The sequence below is a fragment of the Paenalkalicoccus suaedae genome (assembly GCF_006965545.2).
Classification (GTDB): domain Bacteria; phylum Bacillota; class Bacilli; order Bacillales; family Salisediminibacteriaceae; genus Paenalkalicoccus; species Paenalkalicoccus suaedae.
On the sequence record NZ_CP041372.2, the window covers coordinates 240,929 to 258,665 of the forward strand.

The window sequence follows — 17,737 nt, forward strand, 5'->3', positions numbered from 1 at the left end:
AGGCAATCGAATGCTATCAGTAGAAGAATTAGACGTACGCTTTAAAAGCGATGGAGAAGAGGTAACGGTTGTTGACGGCATCTCTTTTACGATAAAAAAAGGGGAGACGCTCGGAGTTGTAGGGGAATCTGGTTGTGGCAAGAGTGTAACCTCCCTCTCAATCATGGGGCTTATCCCTAAACCGCCAGGCAGAATTGCTGGTGGGAGAATTATGTTTGAAGGTAAAAATTTGCTCGAGCTCAAGGAATCGCAGATGAGAAAGATTCGTGGTAACGAGATTTCGATGATTTTCCAAGAGCCAATGACGTCGTTAAATCCAGTATTTACAGTCGGGAAGCAGATTGATGAGGTGCTCTTACTGCACAATTCGATGTCGAAAGCAGATGCACGGAAGCGTTCGATTGAGATGCTGAAGCTAGTTGGGATTCCTCGAGCAGGACAAATTTATGACAACTTTCCGTATCAGCTTTCAGGAGGAATGAGACAGCGTGTCATGATTGCGATTGGTCTTGCCTGTCAGCCGAAGCTCCTCATAGCTGACGAGCCAACGACGGCGCTTGACGTGACGATTCAAGCGCAGATCCTGGCTCTCATGCAGGATTTAAAAGAAAAAACGGACACGGCGATTATGTTTATTACGCACGATCTTGGAGTTGTGGCGGAAATGTGCGACCGCGTGATCGTGATGTATGCTGGACAGGTTGTGGAGACGGCCGATGTGGATACGCTCTTTAATGAAACGGAGCATCCGTATACGCTTGGGCTGCTTCACTCCATTCCGGACGCATATGCGAAGGTAGATCGATTGGAGGCTATTCGTGGGCAAGTTCCATTGCCAGGTACGGTCGAGCGAGGCTGTCGCTTTGCGGATCGATGTGATTCTGTCATGGAGCGATGTCGCGTAGAGGAGCCACCGCTTATGCAAACGTCTGCGACACACCAGACAAGGTGCTGGCTTGTAGCAGAAAAGGATGGAGGGGCGGACAATGTCTAATTATTTACTAGATGTGAAGAGTCTCAAAATCTATTTTCCTCAAAAAAGTGGGATCTTGAAAAATAAGAAGTCGTACGTGAAGGCAGTAGATGATATCTCCTTCTCGATCAAAGAGGGGGAGACGCTCGGGCTCGTTGGGGAGTCTGGATGTGGCAAATCGACGACGGGTAGAGGGATGATCCGGCTTGTACCGACGACAGAAGGAGAGATCCTGTTTAACGGGAGAAACTTAGCGGAACTGTCGTCAGGAGAAATGCGCGAGCAGAGGAAGGACATGCAGATGGTGTTCCAGGATCCGTACGCGTCGTTAAACCCGAGACTGACGGTCGAGCGCATTTTAGCGGAGCCACTGAAGGCACATGGTGTGACGAATAAAAAAGAACAGCGCAAGCGCATTGAAGAGATGCTCGAGGTCGTTGGACTTAATAAAAACTATTTGCATCGATATGCGCACGAGTTTTCCGGTGGACAACGACAGCGCATTGGGATTGCGCGAGCGTTGATTTTAAACCCGAAGCTCATTATTGCCGATGAGCCAGTGGCGGCACTAGACGTGTCGATTCAGGCGCAGGTGCTAAATTTGATGAAGGATTTGCAGGAGCAGTTTGGATTGACGTACTTATTCATTTCGCATGATTTGAGCGTCGTGAGGCATTTATGTAACCGCGTTGCGGTCATGTATTTAGGACGTATTGTGGAAATTGGCGATACGGATACCATTTATGAAAATCACTCGCATCCGTATACGCAGACGTTGCTTGCTGCTATTCCAGTGTCAAATCCGCGTCAAAAACGAGAGCGTATCATCTTACAAGGGGATGTGCCGTCTCCTGTCGATCCACCTAAAGGATGTGCCTTCGTTGGTAGATGTCCGAAGGTGCATGATCGCTGTCACGAGGTGCGACCACAGCTTCAGGTATTACCTACTGGGCAAGAGGTGGCCTGCCACTTGTATGATGAACAAAAGGAGGAAGCAACATGAAGCTTAGCTTAATAAAAAACGCGAATGTGTTTTCTCCCGAAGCGCTTGGTGTTGTAGATGTGCTAGTCGGAGGCGGGAAAATCCTTGCGATCGGCGAATCGTTGTCGGAGTCGTTTGCGGGTGTCACGGATGTCGTGGATGCGGGCGGTGCGTATGTATTACCTGGACTCATCGATGGTCACGTGCACATCACAGGTGGCGGTGGCGAAGGTGGCTTTAAAACGCGCACCCCGGAATTGACGCTCACGGACTGCATTGAGGCAGGAATCACAACGGTTGTTGGTGTGATTGGCACGGATGGCACGAGCCGCACGATGGCCAATTTAGTTGCCAAGGCGAAGGGTCTCACGGAAGAGGGCATTACCTGCTACTGCCAGAGCGGGAATTATCATATTCCTGTGAAAACATTAACGGGATCGATTCAGGATGATATGATGTTTGTACAGGAAATTATCGGCGCGGGCGAAATTGCGATCGCCGATCATCGCTCGTCGCAACCAACCGTCCAGGAGCTTGCGAAGCTTGCAAGTGAAGCGAGAATTGGGGGCATGCTGTCAGGTAAAGGTGGCACGGTCACGATTCACATTGGTGACGGCAAGGATGAGCTCGATTTACTCGAGGAAGTGATTGAGACAACGGTGTTACCAATTAGCCAGTTTTGGCCGACACATATTAATCGAAACCCGTCGCTTGTGGAACGAGGAATCGCGTTTGCAAAGCGCGGTGGCGTGGTTGATTTAACGACGAGCTGCTTGGAGGAGGAAGAAGAGGATGAGCTTGCGCCAAGCAAAATACTCGCGCAGATGCTGCGTGAGGGCGTACGTGCTGATCACGTTACCTTTACCTCGGATGGGCAAGGGAGTTTGCCATCGTTTCATCCAGATGGATCGTTTAAGGGGCTAGAGGTTGGTCGCGTGACGAGTCTTTTTAAAGAGGTGCGGGATGCGTTTTTGGTCGAGGGCTTAGACTTAGAGACGGCCTGGAGCGTGGCGACAACGAACGTGGCTGACGTGCTCAAGCTTGAGGGGAAAGGGAAAATCTCTCTTGGATACGATGCGGATCTGCTTATTGTTGAGCCGGATTCCTTTGAGATTGAAAGCGTGATGGCGAAGGGCGTTTGGCTGAAATTGGGTGGTCAGCAGCTCGTAAAAGGGACATTTGAGTAGGAGAAGGGACGTATGACGATGGAAGCGACGGAGAAGCGAACACTTATCTTAGTGACGGGATCTGAGGAGACAAAGCAAACGCTAATGGAACAGCTCGAGGATAGTATCGGCGAGCTCGTCACCATTCGTGCTTTTGCTGTGGAGGAAAATGTGATTCCGGAGCTGTACAACGAGACCGTGTTGCTTTCATCGGAGTTAGTCGTAGAAGAGGTGTCTGGTTTTTTACATGACTGTCAGGTGATCGTTGCGAGTCGGATCGTCAACTTTCACTTTGTCGACCAGCTAATTGAGCTTCGCGCCGGGACGGAAGTGCTGTATGTAAACGACTATCCAGAGACGGTGAACGAAGCGATTGAATCGTTGCAGCAGGTAGGCCTGGATCATCTGAAGTATTACCCCTTTTACCCGGGGAAAAAAATGATGAAGCGCGTGGCTATTGCGGTGACGCCAGGTGAAGTAGAGTTAGTCCCTGACTTTGTGGAGCGCGTCATTAATGTCGGACCGCGGCTTTTAGATATTAGCACGGTGCTTGAAGTGTGTGAGGTGCTGCAGCTACCATCTTATATGACAAAGCGGATTTCCAATCGTTTTATTTTGCGTATTATTGAGCTCAGCCGGCGGATTGCCTCCGTTACACAGGAAGCGACGCAACTGAGTCGTCATCTGATGCAGGTTGTAGATGGCGTGCACGATGGGATTCTTGCTGTTGATACGAGTGAGACGATCACGGTTTTTAACGGAATCCTAGAGACATTATTATCTGTTCGCGGCAAGCGCATGGTCGGTCGTCATGTGAGCGATGTCATCATGAATGAGTCGCTTCGTACTTTTCTTTTATCAGAGGAAACAGAGGCCTACATGACCATTGAGAAAAAAGAGCTCATGGTGCATGCCTTTACGGTGGATGCTGATGGCACGAAAGTAGTGACGATTAAAAACGCTGGTGAAGCGCTCGAGATGGAAAAGAAGCGAAAGCGAGAATTGATGAAAAAGGGATACATAGCAAAATATACGCTGCAAGATATTGTGGGGCGTAACGAACGATTGGAAGAAACAAAGCGTATTGCTCAAAAGCTTGCGAAGTCCGATTTGACGATTTTAATTGAGGGCGAGAGTGGTACAGGGAAAGAGCTGTTTGCAAGCTCCATTCACCGTGAGTCTCCACGTCGCAATGGTCCGTTTTTAGCGGTAAACTTTAGCGCGCTGCCAGAGGATTTAGTAGAGAGTGAGCTCTTTGGTTACGAAGAGGGCGCGTTTACTGGTGCTCGTAAAGGCGGTCGCATCGGTTTATTTGAGCAGGCAAATGGAGGAACAATCTTTTTAGATGAAATCGGAGATGTGAGTGTCAAAGTCCAGGCTCGGCTCTTGCGGGTGTTGCAGGAGAAAGAGTTGTTGCGGATTGGTGGTGACGAAATCATTCCTGTTGATGTACGGGTGATTGCGGCTACGAATCGAAACCTCCTCGATATGATTGAGGACGGGGCGTTTCGGGAGGATTTGTACCATCGTTTAAAGGTGCTATTTTTACATTTACCACCACTTAGACAGCGTAAGGATGATATTGATCAGCTCGTTCGCTACTTTATTCATCAGGCTGAGCAATCGCAGGTACGCGTTCATCCGTTTGTTTTTGAGCAGTTGCGGAGCTATGACTGGTTTGGTAACGTCCGCGAGTTAAAGAATACGATCGACTATATGCTGACGGTCTGCGATGGTGACGAAATCCACATGAAGGATATCCCGAACGAATCGTTTTTCCAACAGCGCAGTAGGTTATCACTTGTGGAAGAGGTCAGCGCTGAGCCAGAAGCCATGTTGACCATTCCAGAGGAGGAATTACGCAACGTCCTCGAGCTCGTATTAGAGCTATCGGTCAAACAGGAGTCCATCAGCCGTAAAAAAGTGATGGAGCTTGCTCGTGTGAGAAACTTGGCGCTAACGGAGCAACAGGTACGGTACCGATTAGAAATCTTGCAGGAGCGTGGCTACGTCTATATTCAGCGGGGACGCATGGGCACGAGGATAACGGAAGCTGGGAAGGCGTATTTGAATAGTGTGATTTAGTAGAGGATTCGACGAGTGGAAGGTGCGCTCGTCGTTTTTTTTTCTTTTTGAAGGTCAAGATCAAGTGCGGACACCTCCGGTGCCCCTACGCTATGGGGTGTCTTTCCTGAGGCGCTAGTTCAACTATGTCAGCCGCCCAGGGGTCGTCTGACAGGATTTTCACCTACGCGAAATCCCCTCTAGGAGTCCACCCCGTCGCTTCGGGGCACCTGCGGTTACAGTGTTTCCATGCTTTTCAACTCTCCTCTTTTTTGTTTGGTTACGAGGCGTTAGGTCGTTGCCTCGCTTTTTAAATCGAAAAGAAGGAAGACTCATGATAGGGGAAGTATGTGAGAAAAGAAGTTGATCGCAAATTAGAGAAGTAGATCAAAAGTTGCCCAAACTAACGCGGAATGGGCTAGTAACAGCACGGAAGTTGGTTCAACTTGGTCGTAAAAAAGAAGTGAAATGGAAATTCAAAACGCCTTTAACCAATTACATATCTCCCAATGAAGAAAAAGTTGGGCAATGAATTTGCGCCCAATGCCCTTTCCTTCCCAAAAAAGGGGAAGGTTAATTAAAAACCAACCGTTACGGAGGGACTCGGAGCGACGATCGCGTACTACCAGTGGTAGCACTCCCGCGCAACGAAAATCCTTTCCGTCGGCCATTGGTTTGGCCGACGGAAATAGTTGAGCAAGCAACCACCGGTAGTTGCGATCGCCGCGCAGGGGACCGAAGGTCCCGCTCTTGACCTTGAACTTAACAGAATGCCCCCCACAAAGACATCTGTTGTACAAACCCCAAATCCACAGTATATTTTGAATAGAGGGATGGTTGTGAGTGCCCTCTAACCAGAAGGAGGATGCCACATGTTTAGGAAGATTATAAAAGGCATTTCGAAGGAATTTAGTAAGCGTGGGAGCAGTAGTCGAAAGCGATCGTATCGCCGCGGCTCGAGTAGTAGCCGACGTGGTAGATACGGCAGTAGTAGCAGTAGCCGTCGTGGGCGCAACCCGTTTAACGGATCGCACCATTATAAAAAGCGTAAGTATGGTTCAAGCAGCTAATAGATAGACGAAAGACTCCGCACGTGGCGGAGTCTTTTTATATGTCAGAAGAAACGCTCACAATAGCCTTGTCCAAATCCTCCAAGACTTCTTCACAGCTGACATAAGGCACGGAGTCAATTTGTAAGAGTCGCTTTAACAGGATTGTCGTCTGAGGATGAATAACCAGCTCCTCTGTCCACGGACGATTCTTTTTTGTTGGACCTTCGTAGGAAGAGTAGAGCAGATATAATAAAAAGTCCCCTAAATCAAAGAAGTCCTCGCAGGCAAGTTGCTCACACATAGTACGATCTGTCACCTTTACAGAGCTTGCTAGCCCGAAGTCGATCAGGTGGACAGCGCCGTTATCAACAAGGACATTCGGTATGCGAATGTCGCCGTGAAATACGCCTTGTGCGTGAATATAGCAGACGATTTCTGTTAGTTGCTTTAATAGTGTTAAGCACTCGATCTCTGTATAAGTACGATCGGTGGCAAATAGCGTATCCTCCACGTTTTTACCCGTGACGTATTCCATCGTAAAAAACGATTCGCCTTCATAAACGAAGACGTCAAGTAGCTTTGGGATGCCTTCATGACGAAGCTGCGTTAAAATCGATGTTTCTTCTAAGTAATTCTCCTTGTTTTCTCTCCGCTTACTTTTACGCATTTGTTTTACGACGCATATGACGTCAGTGCGCAGATCAAGACATAAATAGATGATGCCATAGCTTCCATTCTGGAGCACGCTTTCGACGCTATATCGCTCAGCCAAAACATCTCCAATCGCGTAGTGCTTATCTAAAAGTCTTTGTCGAATTTGTTTAATCACCCAATGCATGGCATGCCTACATCCTTCGTTACGTATATTTCATTCATCATAGCAGAAAAAAACGTCTCCTCACAGCCACCTCATCTCCCTTCCTGTTAACCTTATGTTCACATTGCTATGCTATGCTTGCTTAAAAAGCAGGCAAGGAGGTACGTGCGATTGTGAAGCCTATTACTATACTTATTATCGAGGACGATCCGTCGATTGCGGAGCTGATCGCCATGTATATAGAGAAAGAGGGATTTACTAGTTTGCATGCGTTAGACGGTGAAGAAGGATTAACGCTTTTTTATGAGCATGCCCCAGACTGTATTCTTTTAGACTTAATGCTACCAGAAGTGGACGGCATAGATGTATGTAGGACGATTCGTTTAGAGGATAAACACATACCGATTCTGATGCTTACAGGCAAAGGGCAAAGTCACGAGATCATTAACGGATTAGAGAGTGGTGCAGATGATTACATCGTCAAGCCGTTTGACCCGAATGAGCTGATCGCTCGTCTGAAAGCGGCGCTCAGGCGTACAGTTTTATCCGATGAGTATCAGCAGAATATTCAGTTAGACAACCTAACGATTGCGATGACTGAACGGCGTGTGTACGTGAACCAAATAGAGGTCTCTCTAGCACCGCGAGAAATGGAGCTCTTACACTATTTTGCATGTCATCCAAATCAGGTCTTACTTCGCCAGCAACTATTTGATAAAGTGTGGGGCTATGAGTTTGATGGCGATCCTAGGACGCTGGATGTTCATATTAAACGGATTCGAGATAAGCTGTCTCATAAACATGCGTCTTGGTCTATTACGACTGTCAGAGGCGTGGGCTACAGGTTTGAGGCGAATGCGCATGGGTAAACGCAAAAGCATGTTTCAAAAGCTATTTCTGACCTACTCAACCATTATCTTATCCTCTTTTCTCCTGTTTGGTTGCGTCTTTCTTTACATCTTTCACCTACAGCTCTACAGCGATTATGAGGAAACATTTGTGTACCACTATGACAAGGTGACGGAGCAGATCCAAACAACGGAGAGTCTTGCCTTTAGTTTACGCGAGGTTGAGGCCTTCTTACTCCCAAGCCTCGTTCAGCAGGAATACAGTATGTATCTGTTTGGAGATGATATGAGCCTACTTATAGGCCCTCCACCTGATGAATCACGGGAGAGGCTGATTAAACCCGAGTTTGTCACCAAAGCATTAGAAGAAGGTATCACGACAGAAGGGGGCAGAATTGACGGGGAGCTGAGCTACTCGGTTGGCGCGCCGATTCAGTTGCCGGGCATGTTGGGCGGGCAGGGGGCACTTGTGATGGTGTTCCACGACCTCGATCACCAATACATGCAGGTGCTCTCTCATATCCTGATCACGATCGCGATTACGATCGCTTTTGCGGCGGTGGTGCTCTGGATCATGTCGAAGCGGATTACGTCGCCGCTCCGTGAGATGAATCGTGTGGTACGGAAGTATGCGAAAGGGGATTTCTCGGAGTTTGTAGACGCCACGTCATCGGATGAAATTGGGCAGCTCGGCGAGAGTGTGACGTACATGGCGAAGGAGTTGCGTACGCTTGAGGAGACGCGGAATAATCTCGTGGCGGACGTTGCGCACGACCTCCGCTCCCCGCTCACTTCCATCAAGGGCTTTTTGATTGCGCTAGCAGATGGTACCGTGCCACATGATAGGAAAGATCGTGTCTATGCGCTTATGAGAGCGGAGACGGAGCGAATTATTACACTCGTGAACGATACGTTAGATATGTCTCAGCTAGAGGCAGGACAGGTGACGATGGTTCCTGAACCTTATGAAATAAACGAGCAGGTGGCGTTTACAGTGGCAAAGCTTGCGCCACAGCTTGAGGCGAAGCAAATGACCATACACGTAGAGGCACCGTACACGGATACATGTGTGATGGCGGATCGAAATCGAATGGAGCAGGTGTTTATCAACTTGTTACAAAACGCGATTCAATTTTCTCCTAGAGGATCGGAGGTAGTGGTGCACGTAGAGGTACTTACGAAGACAATCGCTATACGTATTACGGATCAGGGTCCGGGCATTGAAGAGGGCCAGATAAGTGAGATTTGGAAGAGGTTTTATAAGGCGGATAAGGCGCGAACGAATAAGGCAGGAAGCGGGATTGGGCTCTCGATCGTCAAATCCATTTTAGATCAGCATGACGTCGAGATTGTCGTGACGCGTGCAACGCAGGATGGGGTGGGAACGACCTTTGCATTTGAATTGCCACGATACGTGGAAAGTGAGGAGTAGTCGATTGATTAGATGGCGTTAACGCTCTGTTAACATAGCGCAGGTATGCTTAGAGGGATTACACAAAGAGAGGTTGATACTCATGTATAATGCTGCTTATATTTTACACATTGCCGGTCTTGCGCTGTGGATCGGATCGTTTGTCGCGTTTGGCTACTTACTACGCTCCCTTGTCAAATCGTCTTATGGGTTAGAAAATATAACGCCCGTTTTAGCACGAATTCGACGTTGGGTGAACATAGGCATGGTTCCGAGTGCCATCGTCGTGATGGCGACAGGCGTCTTTATGATCATTCAGTTGAACCGGGAGACGCTTCCGTTTTACTTGTTGTTTATGGAGCAAGCGGGTTCGATGGTTATTTTAATTACGGTAATTATGGTCTCCATTTACAGTAGAAAGCTTCGTAAAAAGCTTCAAGGCCTTCCGATGAAAAAGGAGCAGTCGTTAGAGACGTTAAGCCTTCACTATACGAACTATTTGTTTGGCTCTGCTTCGTTGGCGATGCTTATCGTGATTGTCGTTGGATTGAGAATTTCGTAATTGGCACAGACAGAGGGCGTAAAAAAAGAACCTAGATGGCTAGGTTCTTTTTGGCGTTTTACGGCTTTAAGTATGTGAATCCCTACACGCTCTTTTTCGGTTGCTTGGCTTGGTGCTCTTTAATCATCTTTTTAAGCTTTTTAATCTCGTCTTCGTGGGCGCGGATGCGCTCTTCGAGTCTGTCGACATACGTGTTCTCTTTCCCGTTTGCTTTCGCGAGCTTAATCTCCTCTGATTTGTCGAGGCGTAGCACGCTTTGCCAACGGTTGCGAACCACATCGGTCGCAATGTCGAGTTCTTTGCCCGCGTGCTCAAAGGCTTTCAGTTGTGTTTTGCCAGAATTGATAAAGTCCATCACAATCGTCGTAATTTGTTGATCAATTTCAGGCGTCCAGGCAGGGCGCGCTTTCTTACCGACAGCTTCACGTCCCTCGATCTTCGCCTCCTCAAGTTCTTTCAATAATGTTGGGCGCAGCACCTGATTCCATCTATTTAAGATCGGCCCTCGCTCCTTATCAAATTCCTTCGCAAGCTCAATCAGTGCTTCTCGGCGCGTTCTTCCGGATGCTACATAGTCAAGGATGACCTCCGTGATGCGTGCGTCCTGTTCCTCTGTCCATATGTGCTTTCGTTTTGCCATGTTCATTCTCCTCTCTCTATTTTCTGTCCATTAGGGGTGAAAATTTGGTTTAATATGTACTAGTCTTTAATAACTACTCCCATTAGGGTCGCGAGCTGAATCGCCTGATGGGACGAAACGATGCAACCCTTTAGATCCGCTAGCGACACGGTTAGTGTATCGAAGGTGGACGTGCTGATATCGATCCCATTTAAAGGGGTTTGCTCAAAATTAGCGCCATCAAGCTGGCACTGATCGTAGGCGACCTTTTTAAAGGTGCAATCGTAAAAGTCTGCTTGCTTTAACGAGCTCTCCTTGAAGCGGACTTTAACAAGCTTGGAATTGCCGAAGGCAGCCAGGTGAAGGATGCAATCCGAGAATGTGACGTTGCCGAGTGAAGACTCCGGGAACTCACAGCCGACAAGCTTGCAGGTTGTAAAGGTGACGCGGTGAATCGAGGCCCGCGCCATGTTGACGTTTGAGAAGTCACAGTTTTGGAAGTGCACGTCGGTTAAGTCGATTTGACTAAAGTCGGTATTGGTAAACTGACAGTTTTTAATCACAGCATCATGAATTCTTACGCGCTCTAGCGTCTCGTTACTGAAGTCCGATTGCTGGATCTCACACGTGGATAGGGTGCGGTCCTCGTCCTCCCAAATATCATGAAAGGAGAGGGCTTCTAATTTTGCAGGGATTTTTGGGACATCGATTTTCATCATACACGTCCTTTCATGGTTTGAAAACACTATTTTAAATGGTAAATAATAGTATAACACTATTATTAGTGTAAATGCTGTTTTATTTTTTAGATTAGGTAAAAGTACTAGTGGGAGGGGGGAGTGGTGGTATTACGTGAATGACGTTTATTTTGGCGGCGTGTGCATTCGTGGACGCGCAGTCTGCAATTCACCTTGATCTGTGTGCATTAATTTTGACGGTGTGCATTTTAAGGTCCGCGGCGTGCATTTCCACGGTGTTAGTGTGCATTCATGGTCGCGCAGTCTGCAATTCACAATGATCTGTGTGCATTAAATTTGACCGTCTGCATTTTATAGTTCGCGGCGTGCATTTTCACGGTGTTGGTGTGCATTCATGGTCGCGCAGTCTGCAATTCACAATGATCTGTGTGCATTAAATTTGACCGTCTGCATTTCAAGGTCTGCGGCGTGCATTTTCACGGTGTTGGTGTGCATTCATGGTCGCGCAGTCTGCAATTCACAATGATCTGTGTGCATTAAATTTGACCGTCTGCATTTCAAGGTCTGCGGCGTGCATTTTCACGGTGTTGGTGTGCATTCATGGTCGCGCAGTCTGCAATTCACAATGATCTGTGTGCATTAAATTTGACCGTCTGCATTTCAAGGTCTGCGGCGTGCATTTCCACGGTGTCGGTGTGCATTCATGGTCGCGCAGTCTGCAATTCACCTTGATCTGTGTGCATTAATTATGACCGTCTGCATTTTATAGCCCGCGGCGTGCATTTCCACCTCCAATAAAACCTCAGCCACCAAAAACGAATTGAATCAACCCAACTGCCAGCCTACAAAACCTCACTCGCACCGATAGAGAAAAAGCTTTTAGAAAAATCACGTGTGTTTCATCTCTTAAACAAGAAAAAGAGGCCGATTTTTACATCGGCCCCTACTTTCTATAAGAACTATTCACTGTTTGAAAGCTTATTGATATGGCGACTGAACATGACCAATACTGCGAGACCGACCGTAGCGAAGCCGCTAGCTGTGATCATGACAACTTGTACGTGGACGAGGTCGACAAAAAAGCTGAATCCTAAAACCGACATAGCAAACGTCAGTAAATAGGCGGCTTCCTGTGCGGCATAAATATAAGGGAGGTCCTCTTCATCAGACTGCTTTTGAATATAGGTTACTTCAAGCAGTCCCTTGATCTGATTGGCACATCCATACAAGAAAGCAAGCCCTACGGCCATAAGTGGCATCGTTGTGAGGGATAGTCCCAAAATGGCTAGCATCATGACACTCGCGGTTATAAAAAGAAGGGCTTTAAAAAAGCGTTCGATCCTTGCACCGGCTAGAAAAGCCACGATGCTCGCAACGAGTAATCCCGATACTAACAGTGCGTTCATATAGCCCCACCAAGCCTCGCTTACTTGGAGTTGCTGCTCTACATACACATACATAATGGAGGCAAGCCACACGATGTTAGCAGAGGAAATGAAGATACCAGACACGGTTAATGCCAGTAAATCCTTCCTCCTTATTAGGAGACGCCAGCCTCGTTTTGCCTCGCTCATCAGACTAGGTAACTCTTGCTCCTCGTAAATCGGAGCTGGTACCACGATTTTCCAAATTAGAAAGGAAGAGAGGCAGTAGAGTATGACGGTGAGAATCAGGGCGGAGGTGGAGCTTGTTGTCGCAACAAGTAGCGCTCCGAGTGGCCACACGGCGATCTCCACCGTTTGACTTACGGATTCCATCCAGCTGTTCGAGCGGAGCAGGGCATCGCGCTCCACAATTTTAGGGATTAGCGCGCTGCTTGATGGGCTAGCCCAGCCGTCCAAAAAGCCGAGTAAAGAGACGAACACGTACAAAAGAGGCGTGTTCGACTCAGTTAGCCAAAAGAGTGTAAAAAAGACGAGTAGGATCATCGTGATCGTTTTAAGCAGTTGGCTGTAGACCATAATGTCCTTCACGTGAAGGATCCGAAACAGGGTCGGCGCTAAAAAGGCACTTAAAAAGCGGCTTAGCGTCGTAATAAACGGCACGAGCGCCATGAAAAATGCCGAGCCGGTCAGCGTGTAGATTAGGGGCATCAGCCCAATAATAAATAAGGCATCACCTATATTGGATGATGTCTGGCCCGTTCATAGATATACAAAGGAACGTCTAGAGTCATGCATAGGTAAATTTCCCCTTTCAAGCTACGTATTTAGTTGTACGTGGTAAAGGGAGTGGATTTACATAGGAAGATCGCTCCTAAAAGTAGTTTGATACTACCTATTATATGGAAAAATAGGGTGAGCGACAATAGTTTATTTGTAAGGGAATGGATAATGAGATGAGAGTCATAGGTCATAAGGCTGTTTAAATGAGATCATCCCTGCTATAATATGGATAGTTTTTAATGTTATTTCCAAAGGGGTAGGGGCGAATGAGTATTCCGATTAAAAAGACGAAATGGCAGCTTACCTATGAGGGAATCATGGCGGTTCTTGCGCTCGTGTCGGTTTCGTTCATATGGGGAGACCAATCGATCCCGCTCGTAAGGAACCTTGACGTACTTATTTGGATTATTTTTGTGATAGATGTAGCGGTGCGATTTGTGCTGGCCCCGAGCAAGTGGACGTACATAAAGAGGAATCCACTAGATTTAATCGCGATTATTCCGTTCGATAGTATTTTTCGACTGGCACGTCTAGCGAGGCTATTTCGGTTATTACGCTTATTGATGGTGTTTAAGCATTATTTTACACCACTACATGGCGTGCTTAAAACCAATTCACTCGATAAGGTTCTCATGGCTGTTGTCATTCTAATTTTTGTCGCATCGATCCCTATACGGTTAATTGAGCCGAGCATAGATAGCTATTCAGATGCGGTGTGGTGGGCGGTTGTGACCGCAACAACGGTCGGTTACGGCGATATATCACCTGAGACCATGATCGGTCGTCTCATTGCTATGGTGCTAATGATGTTTGGTATCGGATTGCTTGGTGTCGTGACTAGCTCTGTAGCCTCCTACTTTTTGAATGGAGAAAAACCGGTTGAAGAGAAGAAGCAACCTGTAAGTCCAACTGTTGCTTATTTACAAGCAGAAGTAGCTCGAGTTGATGAGTTAACGGACGATGAGATTGAGCGGCTACAAATCATGCTCGAATCGTATAAAAAACAGAAGGAAAGCATTTAGTTGAAAGCCCACTGCTAAAGGATAGCGGTGGGTTTCTTTATGGTAAAAAGGCTCCGTAAGGGCAGGAGCGATGTACTTTGAAAGAAGTAATGCACAAATTATGAGAAGTAAGACGGAAGTTGCCGGAACAAACGCGGAACGGTCGAGAAACAGTCCGGAAGTTGGTGAAAGTAAGTCGCAAAAAAAACGGAAAGTAACAAAGAAGAGCGGATTCTAGAAGAAGGATGCGGCAAATCGGGGCCCCTTCTTTTAAGTTTGAGTGATCCGTTTTTCCTAGAAATTCGTTATACAAGTAGCGATAAAAATAAGAAGGAGCTGAATGAGATGAGGAAAAGATCTGCTGCACTACTTAGCGCGTTACTTATCAGTATGACGACACCAGCATTAGCACACGAAGGATGGACGCAAACGCACACACCGATTGTGGAATCGGGTGAAAATGTGTACGTAGAATTATTCTTTGGTAATCATACGAATGATCATGCAAGCTTTCGCATCGAAGGAACTTGGAACGCAGATGATACCGATGTGACGGTGCATACGCCATCAGACGAGGAAGTCGATATTTCTGATACGATTTTTTATATGGGAGAGTCGACGGAGCTTGGAAATGCGAATAACTATCACGTGGCATCATTTGCCGCAATCGACTCTGGCATTTATACCATAACAGCGGAGCGTGACAGTCTATTTGGAGAGAAGCGAACGCTACGGAGTGCAAAGTCGTTTGCTGCGATTCATGATCTACCAACCTTTAATGGAGTCTTAGATCTGGAAGGGTACGAGAACGCGGTTTCACCAGATAGAGCCGAATTTATTCCAATGTTTAACCCTACGGCAGTTGCTGCAGACGAAGAGGTAGAGGTGCAACTCGTACGTCAGGGAGAGCCGGTGATCGGTGTCGACGTATCCATAGTGCAGCGGAGCACGGGAGAGGCGCAAACGGCTGTAACGGATGAGGATGGTGCAGCTCGTTTTACGATCGGAGATGCGGACATCTATCTCGTTCGGGCAACGGAGGAGCTTGAGGAAGCGGGCGATGGCTACGCAACGCTTGCTTATGAGGCTACCATGACCTTTGCGGCACAAAATGCGCTTAATCAAGGGAGTGAACCAGTGGCGGAGGAAGAGGTAGAAGAAGAGATTACGCAAGAGAATGAGGCTATAGCAGATGCTTCGGAAGAAGAGACTGCTTCGGAAGTGGAGTTTGTAGAGCCGGAAGCGCCGAGCTTATTCTCAAACGGATTCTTCTATTTATCGCTTGTACTAGGCCTCGGACTATTTGGCTCAACTATTTTATATTTAAGAAAATAAGAAGGGGTGGGAGCACATGAGTCAGCGTTTAATAGGATTAATTATCGTTATAGCAAGTATCATGGTGCTCCCGTCCACGGCTTTTGGTCATGCCTATTTAGCGGAATCTGAGCCTATGAGGGAAGCATCCGTGACGCTCCCTCCTGAGGAAATCCGAGTGACGCTAACGGAGCCAATCAATACGCAGGTTAGTCAAATTCAAGTAGTGAATGATCGAGGAGAAGAGCTCGCTGGTTCAGTAACTGGTAGAGAAGATGACACGGTTATTTATACGCCTGATGAGCCACTTGAGGATGGCGTTTATACGGTGAACTGGCAGGTGCTTGCGCTTGATTCGCACGTAACTGACGGATCGTTTCGCTTTGCAGTTGGCATCGAGCTTCCTGCGCAGCAGGTTGGGGAGACCGTGATGATCGGCGGAGGCACGCCTGAGGGACACGTTGATGCGGGTGATACACTGCATTCGCAGCAAAGTGAACGTTCAAGTACGCTCACGTGGCTTCGCATAATAGATCTTGTCACGTTTACCGTTGCTGCCGGAATCTTCTTATTCCTACGTTATTTTTGGCAGACAGTAGCACTAAGTGGATTAGAACGCTGGTTGTACATTGGCAGTGCTGGTGTGTTCATCATCACCGGTTTTGGTCAGCTGTATGTGAGGGCGGGGCAACTTGGAGGAGAGGCAGCCTGGAGTCTGCTACCTAGCTTGGCGATGCACTCAACTGTTGGTAACGTCGCAATCGCACGACCGATTATCTTTCTGTTGCTCGCGGTACTTGTGAGCTTTCATGTGCGCTTACCAAGGCTCCTATTATTCGTGTTGTTAGTTGCCACATTTGCTTGGACGAGTCATGCCACCGAGTTTCTTCCTTTGCTGTCGCACGGGACGCACGTAGCAGTAGCGGTGATTTGGACGGCTGGTTTACTTGGCTTTACGGTTGCTTCTTTCGTCGTCAAACCAACGAAGCAAGGTCTCCACTACTTTCATGAGCGAATCTCCAAATTTTCTACCGTCGCACTTGTATCGGTACTTATCTTAGCAGCGAGCGGTGGATTCTTAAGTTTTTATTGGGTAGGTGACCTGACGTCGCTTATGACAACGGACTATGGACAGTCGCTCCTGTGGAAAATTGGATTTTTTATTGTTGCGATTATAATCGCCACTTTTCATCGTATGGTTTGGCTACCAAACATTCGTAAACTATCAAAAGAAGAGGAGAGAGGGAGACAAATGCTTGCACTAATTTGGGGACTCCGTTTAGAGCTACTTGCTGTGATGGGAGCGCTTCTTATTGCCGGTTACGTTGCAACGACAGCACCTCCGCAGACTCTGATCGATACAGAAGCAGAGCAACATGAAGAGCATTCATCGCATTAAGCAACTAGTGCGTGTAGGGAAGGAAGTATGGCGCATTTTAGTCGAGGTAGGACATATTGCGCAAGAAGGGATAGAAGTAGGATCGCCCATTTCAAAAGGTAATGAGCCTTATAAAAAAAGACGTTTCCCTATCTACACAGGGCAACGTCTTTTTAATTTCTGCTAACGAGCATTCTCATAATCTCCTCACTATTCTCCGGATCAATGAGGCCGGTCGGCTCAAAACCGTTTCGTTCATAAAAGCGCTTCGCAGGAACGTTTGCTGGCGTGACACTTAGTACGATCTCATCAATATCAAAGGAACGCCACATATACTCGACAACAACGTGCAAAAATGCTTTTCCAAGCCCTTGTCCTTGATACCGATCGTCTATCATAAATCGATCAAGCCACGCGTACCGATCAGACGCGTTATGCGCCCCAACCATCACAAACCCACAGGCCTCATCATTGCGATAAAGCCCAAAGCACTGCCACGCATGCTCACGGTCATACATGCTCTCCACAATCGAGACCGCGTTACTCTCAATGAATGCCTCCTGAGCGGAGCTAGTTCGAAGCGCCACGATGTCTCGCCAGTTGGCCGAGTCCACTGAGCAAAGTCGCAAGTCCTCTTTCATCTCACTACCACCTCTACATAGAAAATTTTAAAAAACTTCTACATAA

Annotated in this window: 18 protein-coding genes; 13 read left to right on the forward strand and 5 right to left on the reverse strand. The window is 47.5% G+C overall.

Features of this window, described 5'->3' with window-relative positions; genetic code table 11:
* Positions 1-10 precede the first annotated feature (10 nt).
* The 5 genes from FLK61_RS01620 to FLK61_RS01640 all read left to right on the forward strand — a co-directional run bounded on the left by FLK61_RS01620 (position 11) and on the right by FLK61_RS01640 (position 6,255).
* A complete protein-coding gene (locus tag FLK61_RS01620) occupies positions 11-994 on the forward strand; it encodes an ABC transporter ATP-binding protein (protein WP_176007809.1) in 984 nt (327 codons plus the stop codon).
* On the forward strand, positions 987-1,976 hold the full coding sequence (locus tag FLK61_RS01625) for an ABC transporter ATP-binding protein (RefSeq protein WP_176007810.1): 990 nt from the start codon (positions 987-989) through the stop codon (positions 1,974-1,976). The genes FLK61_RS01620 and FLK61_RS01625 overlap by 8 nt, the downstream gene beginning before the upstream one ends.
* Complete coding sequence (iadA, locus tag FLK61_RS01630) at positions 1,973-3,142, forward strand: beta-aspartyl-peptidase (RefSeq protein ID WP_176007811.1); 1,170 nt, start codon at positions 1,973-1,975, stop codon at positions 3,140-3,142. The genes FLK61_RS01625 and iadA overlap by 4 nt, the downstream gene beginning before the upstream one ends.
* A gap of 12 nt (positions 3,143-3,154) precedes the next feature.
* Positions 3,155-5,206 (forward strand): sigma 54-interacting transcriptional regulator, encoded by a 2,052-nt coding sequence (locus tag FLK61_RS01635; protein WP_176007812.1) that lies wholly within the window; start codon positions 3,155-3,157, stop codon positions 5,204-5,206.
* An 851-nt stretch (positions 5,207-6,057) separates the two neighbouring features.
* Positions 6,058-6,255, forward strand: a complete 198-nt coding sequence (locus FLK61_RS01640; RefSeq protein WP_176007813.1) for a hypothetical protein — start codon at positions 6,058-6,060, stop codon at positions 6,253-6,255.
* Positions 6,256-6,292: 37 nt separating this feature from the next.
* Here the strand turns inward: FLK61_RS01640 and FLK61_RS01645 are convergent, their stop codons facing one another.
* Complete coding sequence (locus tag FLK61_RS01645) at positions 6,293-7,075, reverse strand: serine/threonine protein kinase (protein WP_176007814.1); 783 nt, start codon at positions 7,073-7,075, stop codon at positions 6,293-6,295.
* 152 nt (positions 7,076-7,227) lie between these two features.
* On the opposite strand from FLK61_RS01645, the gene FLK61_RS01650 reads away from it, so the two are divergent.
* The 3 genes from FLK61_RS01650 to FLK61_RS01660 all read left to right on the forward strand — a co-directional run bounded on the left by FLK61_RS01650 (position 7,228) and on the right by FLK61_RS01660 (position 9,875).
* Entirely contained in the window at positions 7,228-7,923 is a 696-nt protein-coding gene (locus FLK61_RS01650) for a response regulator transcription factor (protein WP_347338975.1), read from the forward strand.
* Positions 7,916-9,334, forward strand: a complete 1,419-nt coding sequence (locus FLK61_RS01655) for a HAMP domain-containing sensor histidine kinase (protein WP_176007815.1) — start codon at positions 7,916-7,918, stop codon at positions 9,332-9,334. Before FLK61_RS01650 ends, FLK61_RS01655 begins: the two co-directional genes overlap by 8 nt.
* 82 nt (positions 9,335-9,416) lie before the next feature.
* On the forward strand, positions 9,417-9,875 hold the full coding sequence (locus FLK61_RS01660; RefSeq protein ID WP_176007816.1) for a hypothetical protein: 459 nt from the start codon (positions 9,417-9,419) through the stop codon (positions 9,873-9,875).
* A gap of 82 nt (positions 9,876-9,957) precedes the next feature.
* Here FLK61_RS01660 and FLK61_RS01665 read toward each other — a convergent pair whose 3' ends face one another.
* The 3 genes from FLK61_RS01665 to FLK61_RS01675 all read right to left on the reverse strand — a co-directional run bounded on the left by FLK61_RS01665 (position 9,958) and on the right by FLK61_RS01675 (position 13,315).
* Positions 9,958-10,515, reverse strand: a complete 558-nt coding sequence (locus FLK61_RS01665; protein WP_176007817.1) for a hypothetical protein — start codon at positions 10,513-10,515, stop codon at positions 9,958-9,960.
* A 59-nt stretch (positions 10,516-10,574) separates the two neighbouring features.
* Entirely contained in the window at positions 10,575-11,210 is a 636-nt protein-coding gene (locus FLK61_RS01670) for a pentapeptide repeat-containing protein (protein ID WP_176011098.1), read from the reverse strand.
* A gap of 941 nt (positions 11,211-12,151) precedes the next feature.
* A complete protein-coding gene (locus FLK61_RS01675; protein ID WP_347338996.1) occupies positions 12,152-13,315 on the reverse strand; it encodes an MFS transporter in 1,164 nt (387 codons plus the stop codon).
* A gap of 308 nt (positions 13,316-13,623) precedes the next feature.
* On the opposite strand from FLK61_RS01675, the gene FLK61_RS01680 reads away from it, so the two are divergent.
* The 5 genes from FLK61_RS01680 to FLK61_RS01700 all read left to right on the forward strand — a co-directional run bounded on the left by FLK61_RS01680 (position 13,624) and on the right by FLK61_RS01700 (position 17,237).
* Positions 13,624-14,379, forward strand: coding sequence for a potassium channel family protein (locus tag FLK61_RS01680; protein ID WP_176007819.1), 756 nt, complete (start codon positions 13,624-13,626; stop codon positions 14,377-14,379).
* Between the two features lie 70 nt (positions 14,380-14,449).
* Complete coding sequence (locus FLK61_RS01685; protein WP_176007820.1) at positions 14,450-14,596, forward strand: hypothetical protein; 147 nt, start codon at positions 14,450-14,452, stop codon at positions 14,594-14,596.
* 107 nt (positions 14,597-14,703) lie between these two features.
* Positions 14,704-15,693, forward strand: coding sequence for a DUF4198 domain-containing protein (locus FLK61_RS01690; RefSeq protein ID WP_176007821.1), 990 nt, complete (start codon positions 14,704-14,706; stop codon positions 15,691-15,693).
* Positions 15,694-15,709: 16 nt separating this feature from the next.
* A complete protein-coding gene (locus FLK61_RS01695) occupies positions 15,710-17,071 on the forward strand; it encodes a copper resistance CopC/CopD family protein (RefSeq protein WP_176007822.1) in 1,362 nt (453 codons plus the stop codon).
* Positions 17,049-17,237, forward strand: a complete 189-nt coding sequence (locus FLK61_RS01700; protein WP_176007823.1) for a hypothetical protein — start codon at positions 17,049-17,051, stop codon at positions 17,235-17,237. The genes FLK61_RS01695 and FLK61_RS01700 overlap by 23 nt, the downstream gene beginning before the upstream one ends.
* Here FLK61_RS01700 and FLK61_RS01705 read toward each other — a convergent pair.
* Positions 17,224-17,691 carry a GNAT family N-acetyltransferase gene (locus FLK61_RS01705; RefSeq protein WP_176007824.1) on the reverse strand — a complete coding sequence of 156 codons (468 nt, stop codon included), beginning with the start codon at positions 17,689-17,691 and terminating at the stop codon, positions 17,224-17,226. The genes FLK61_RS01700 and FLK61_RS01705 overlap by 14 nt on opposite strands.
* Positions 17,692-17,737: the final 46 nt, after the last annotated feature.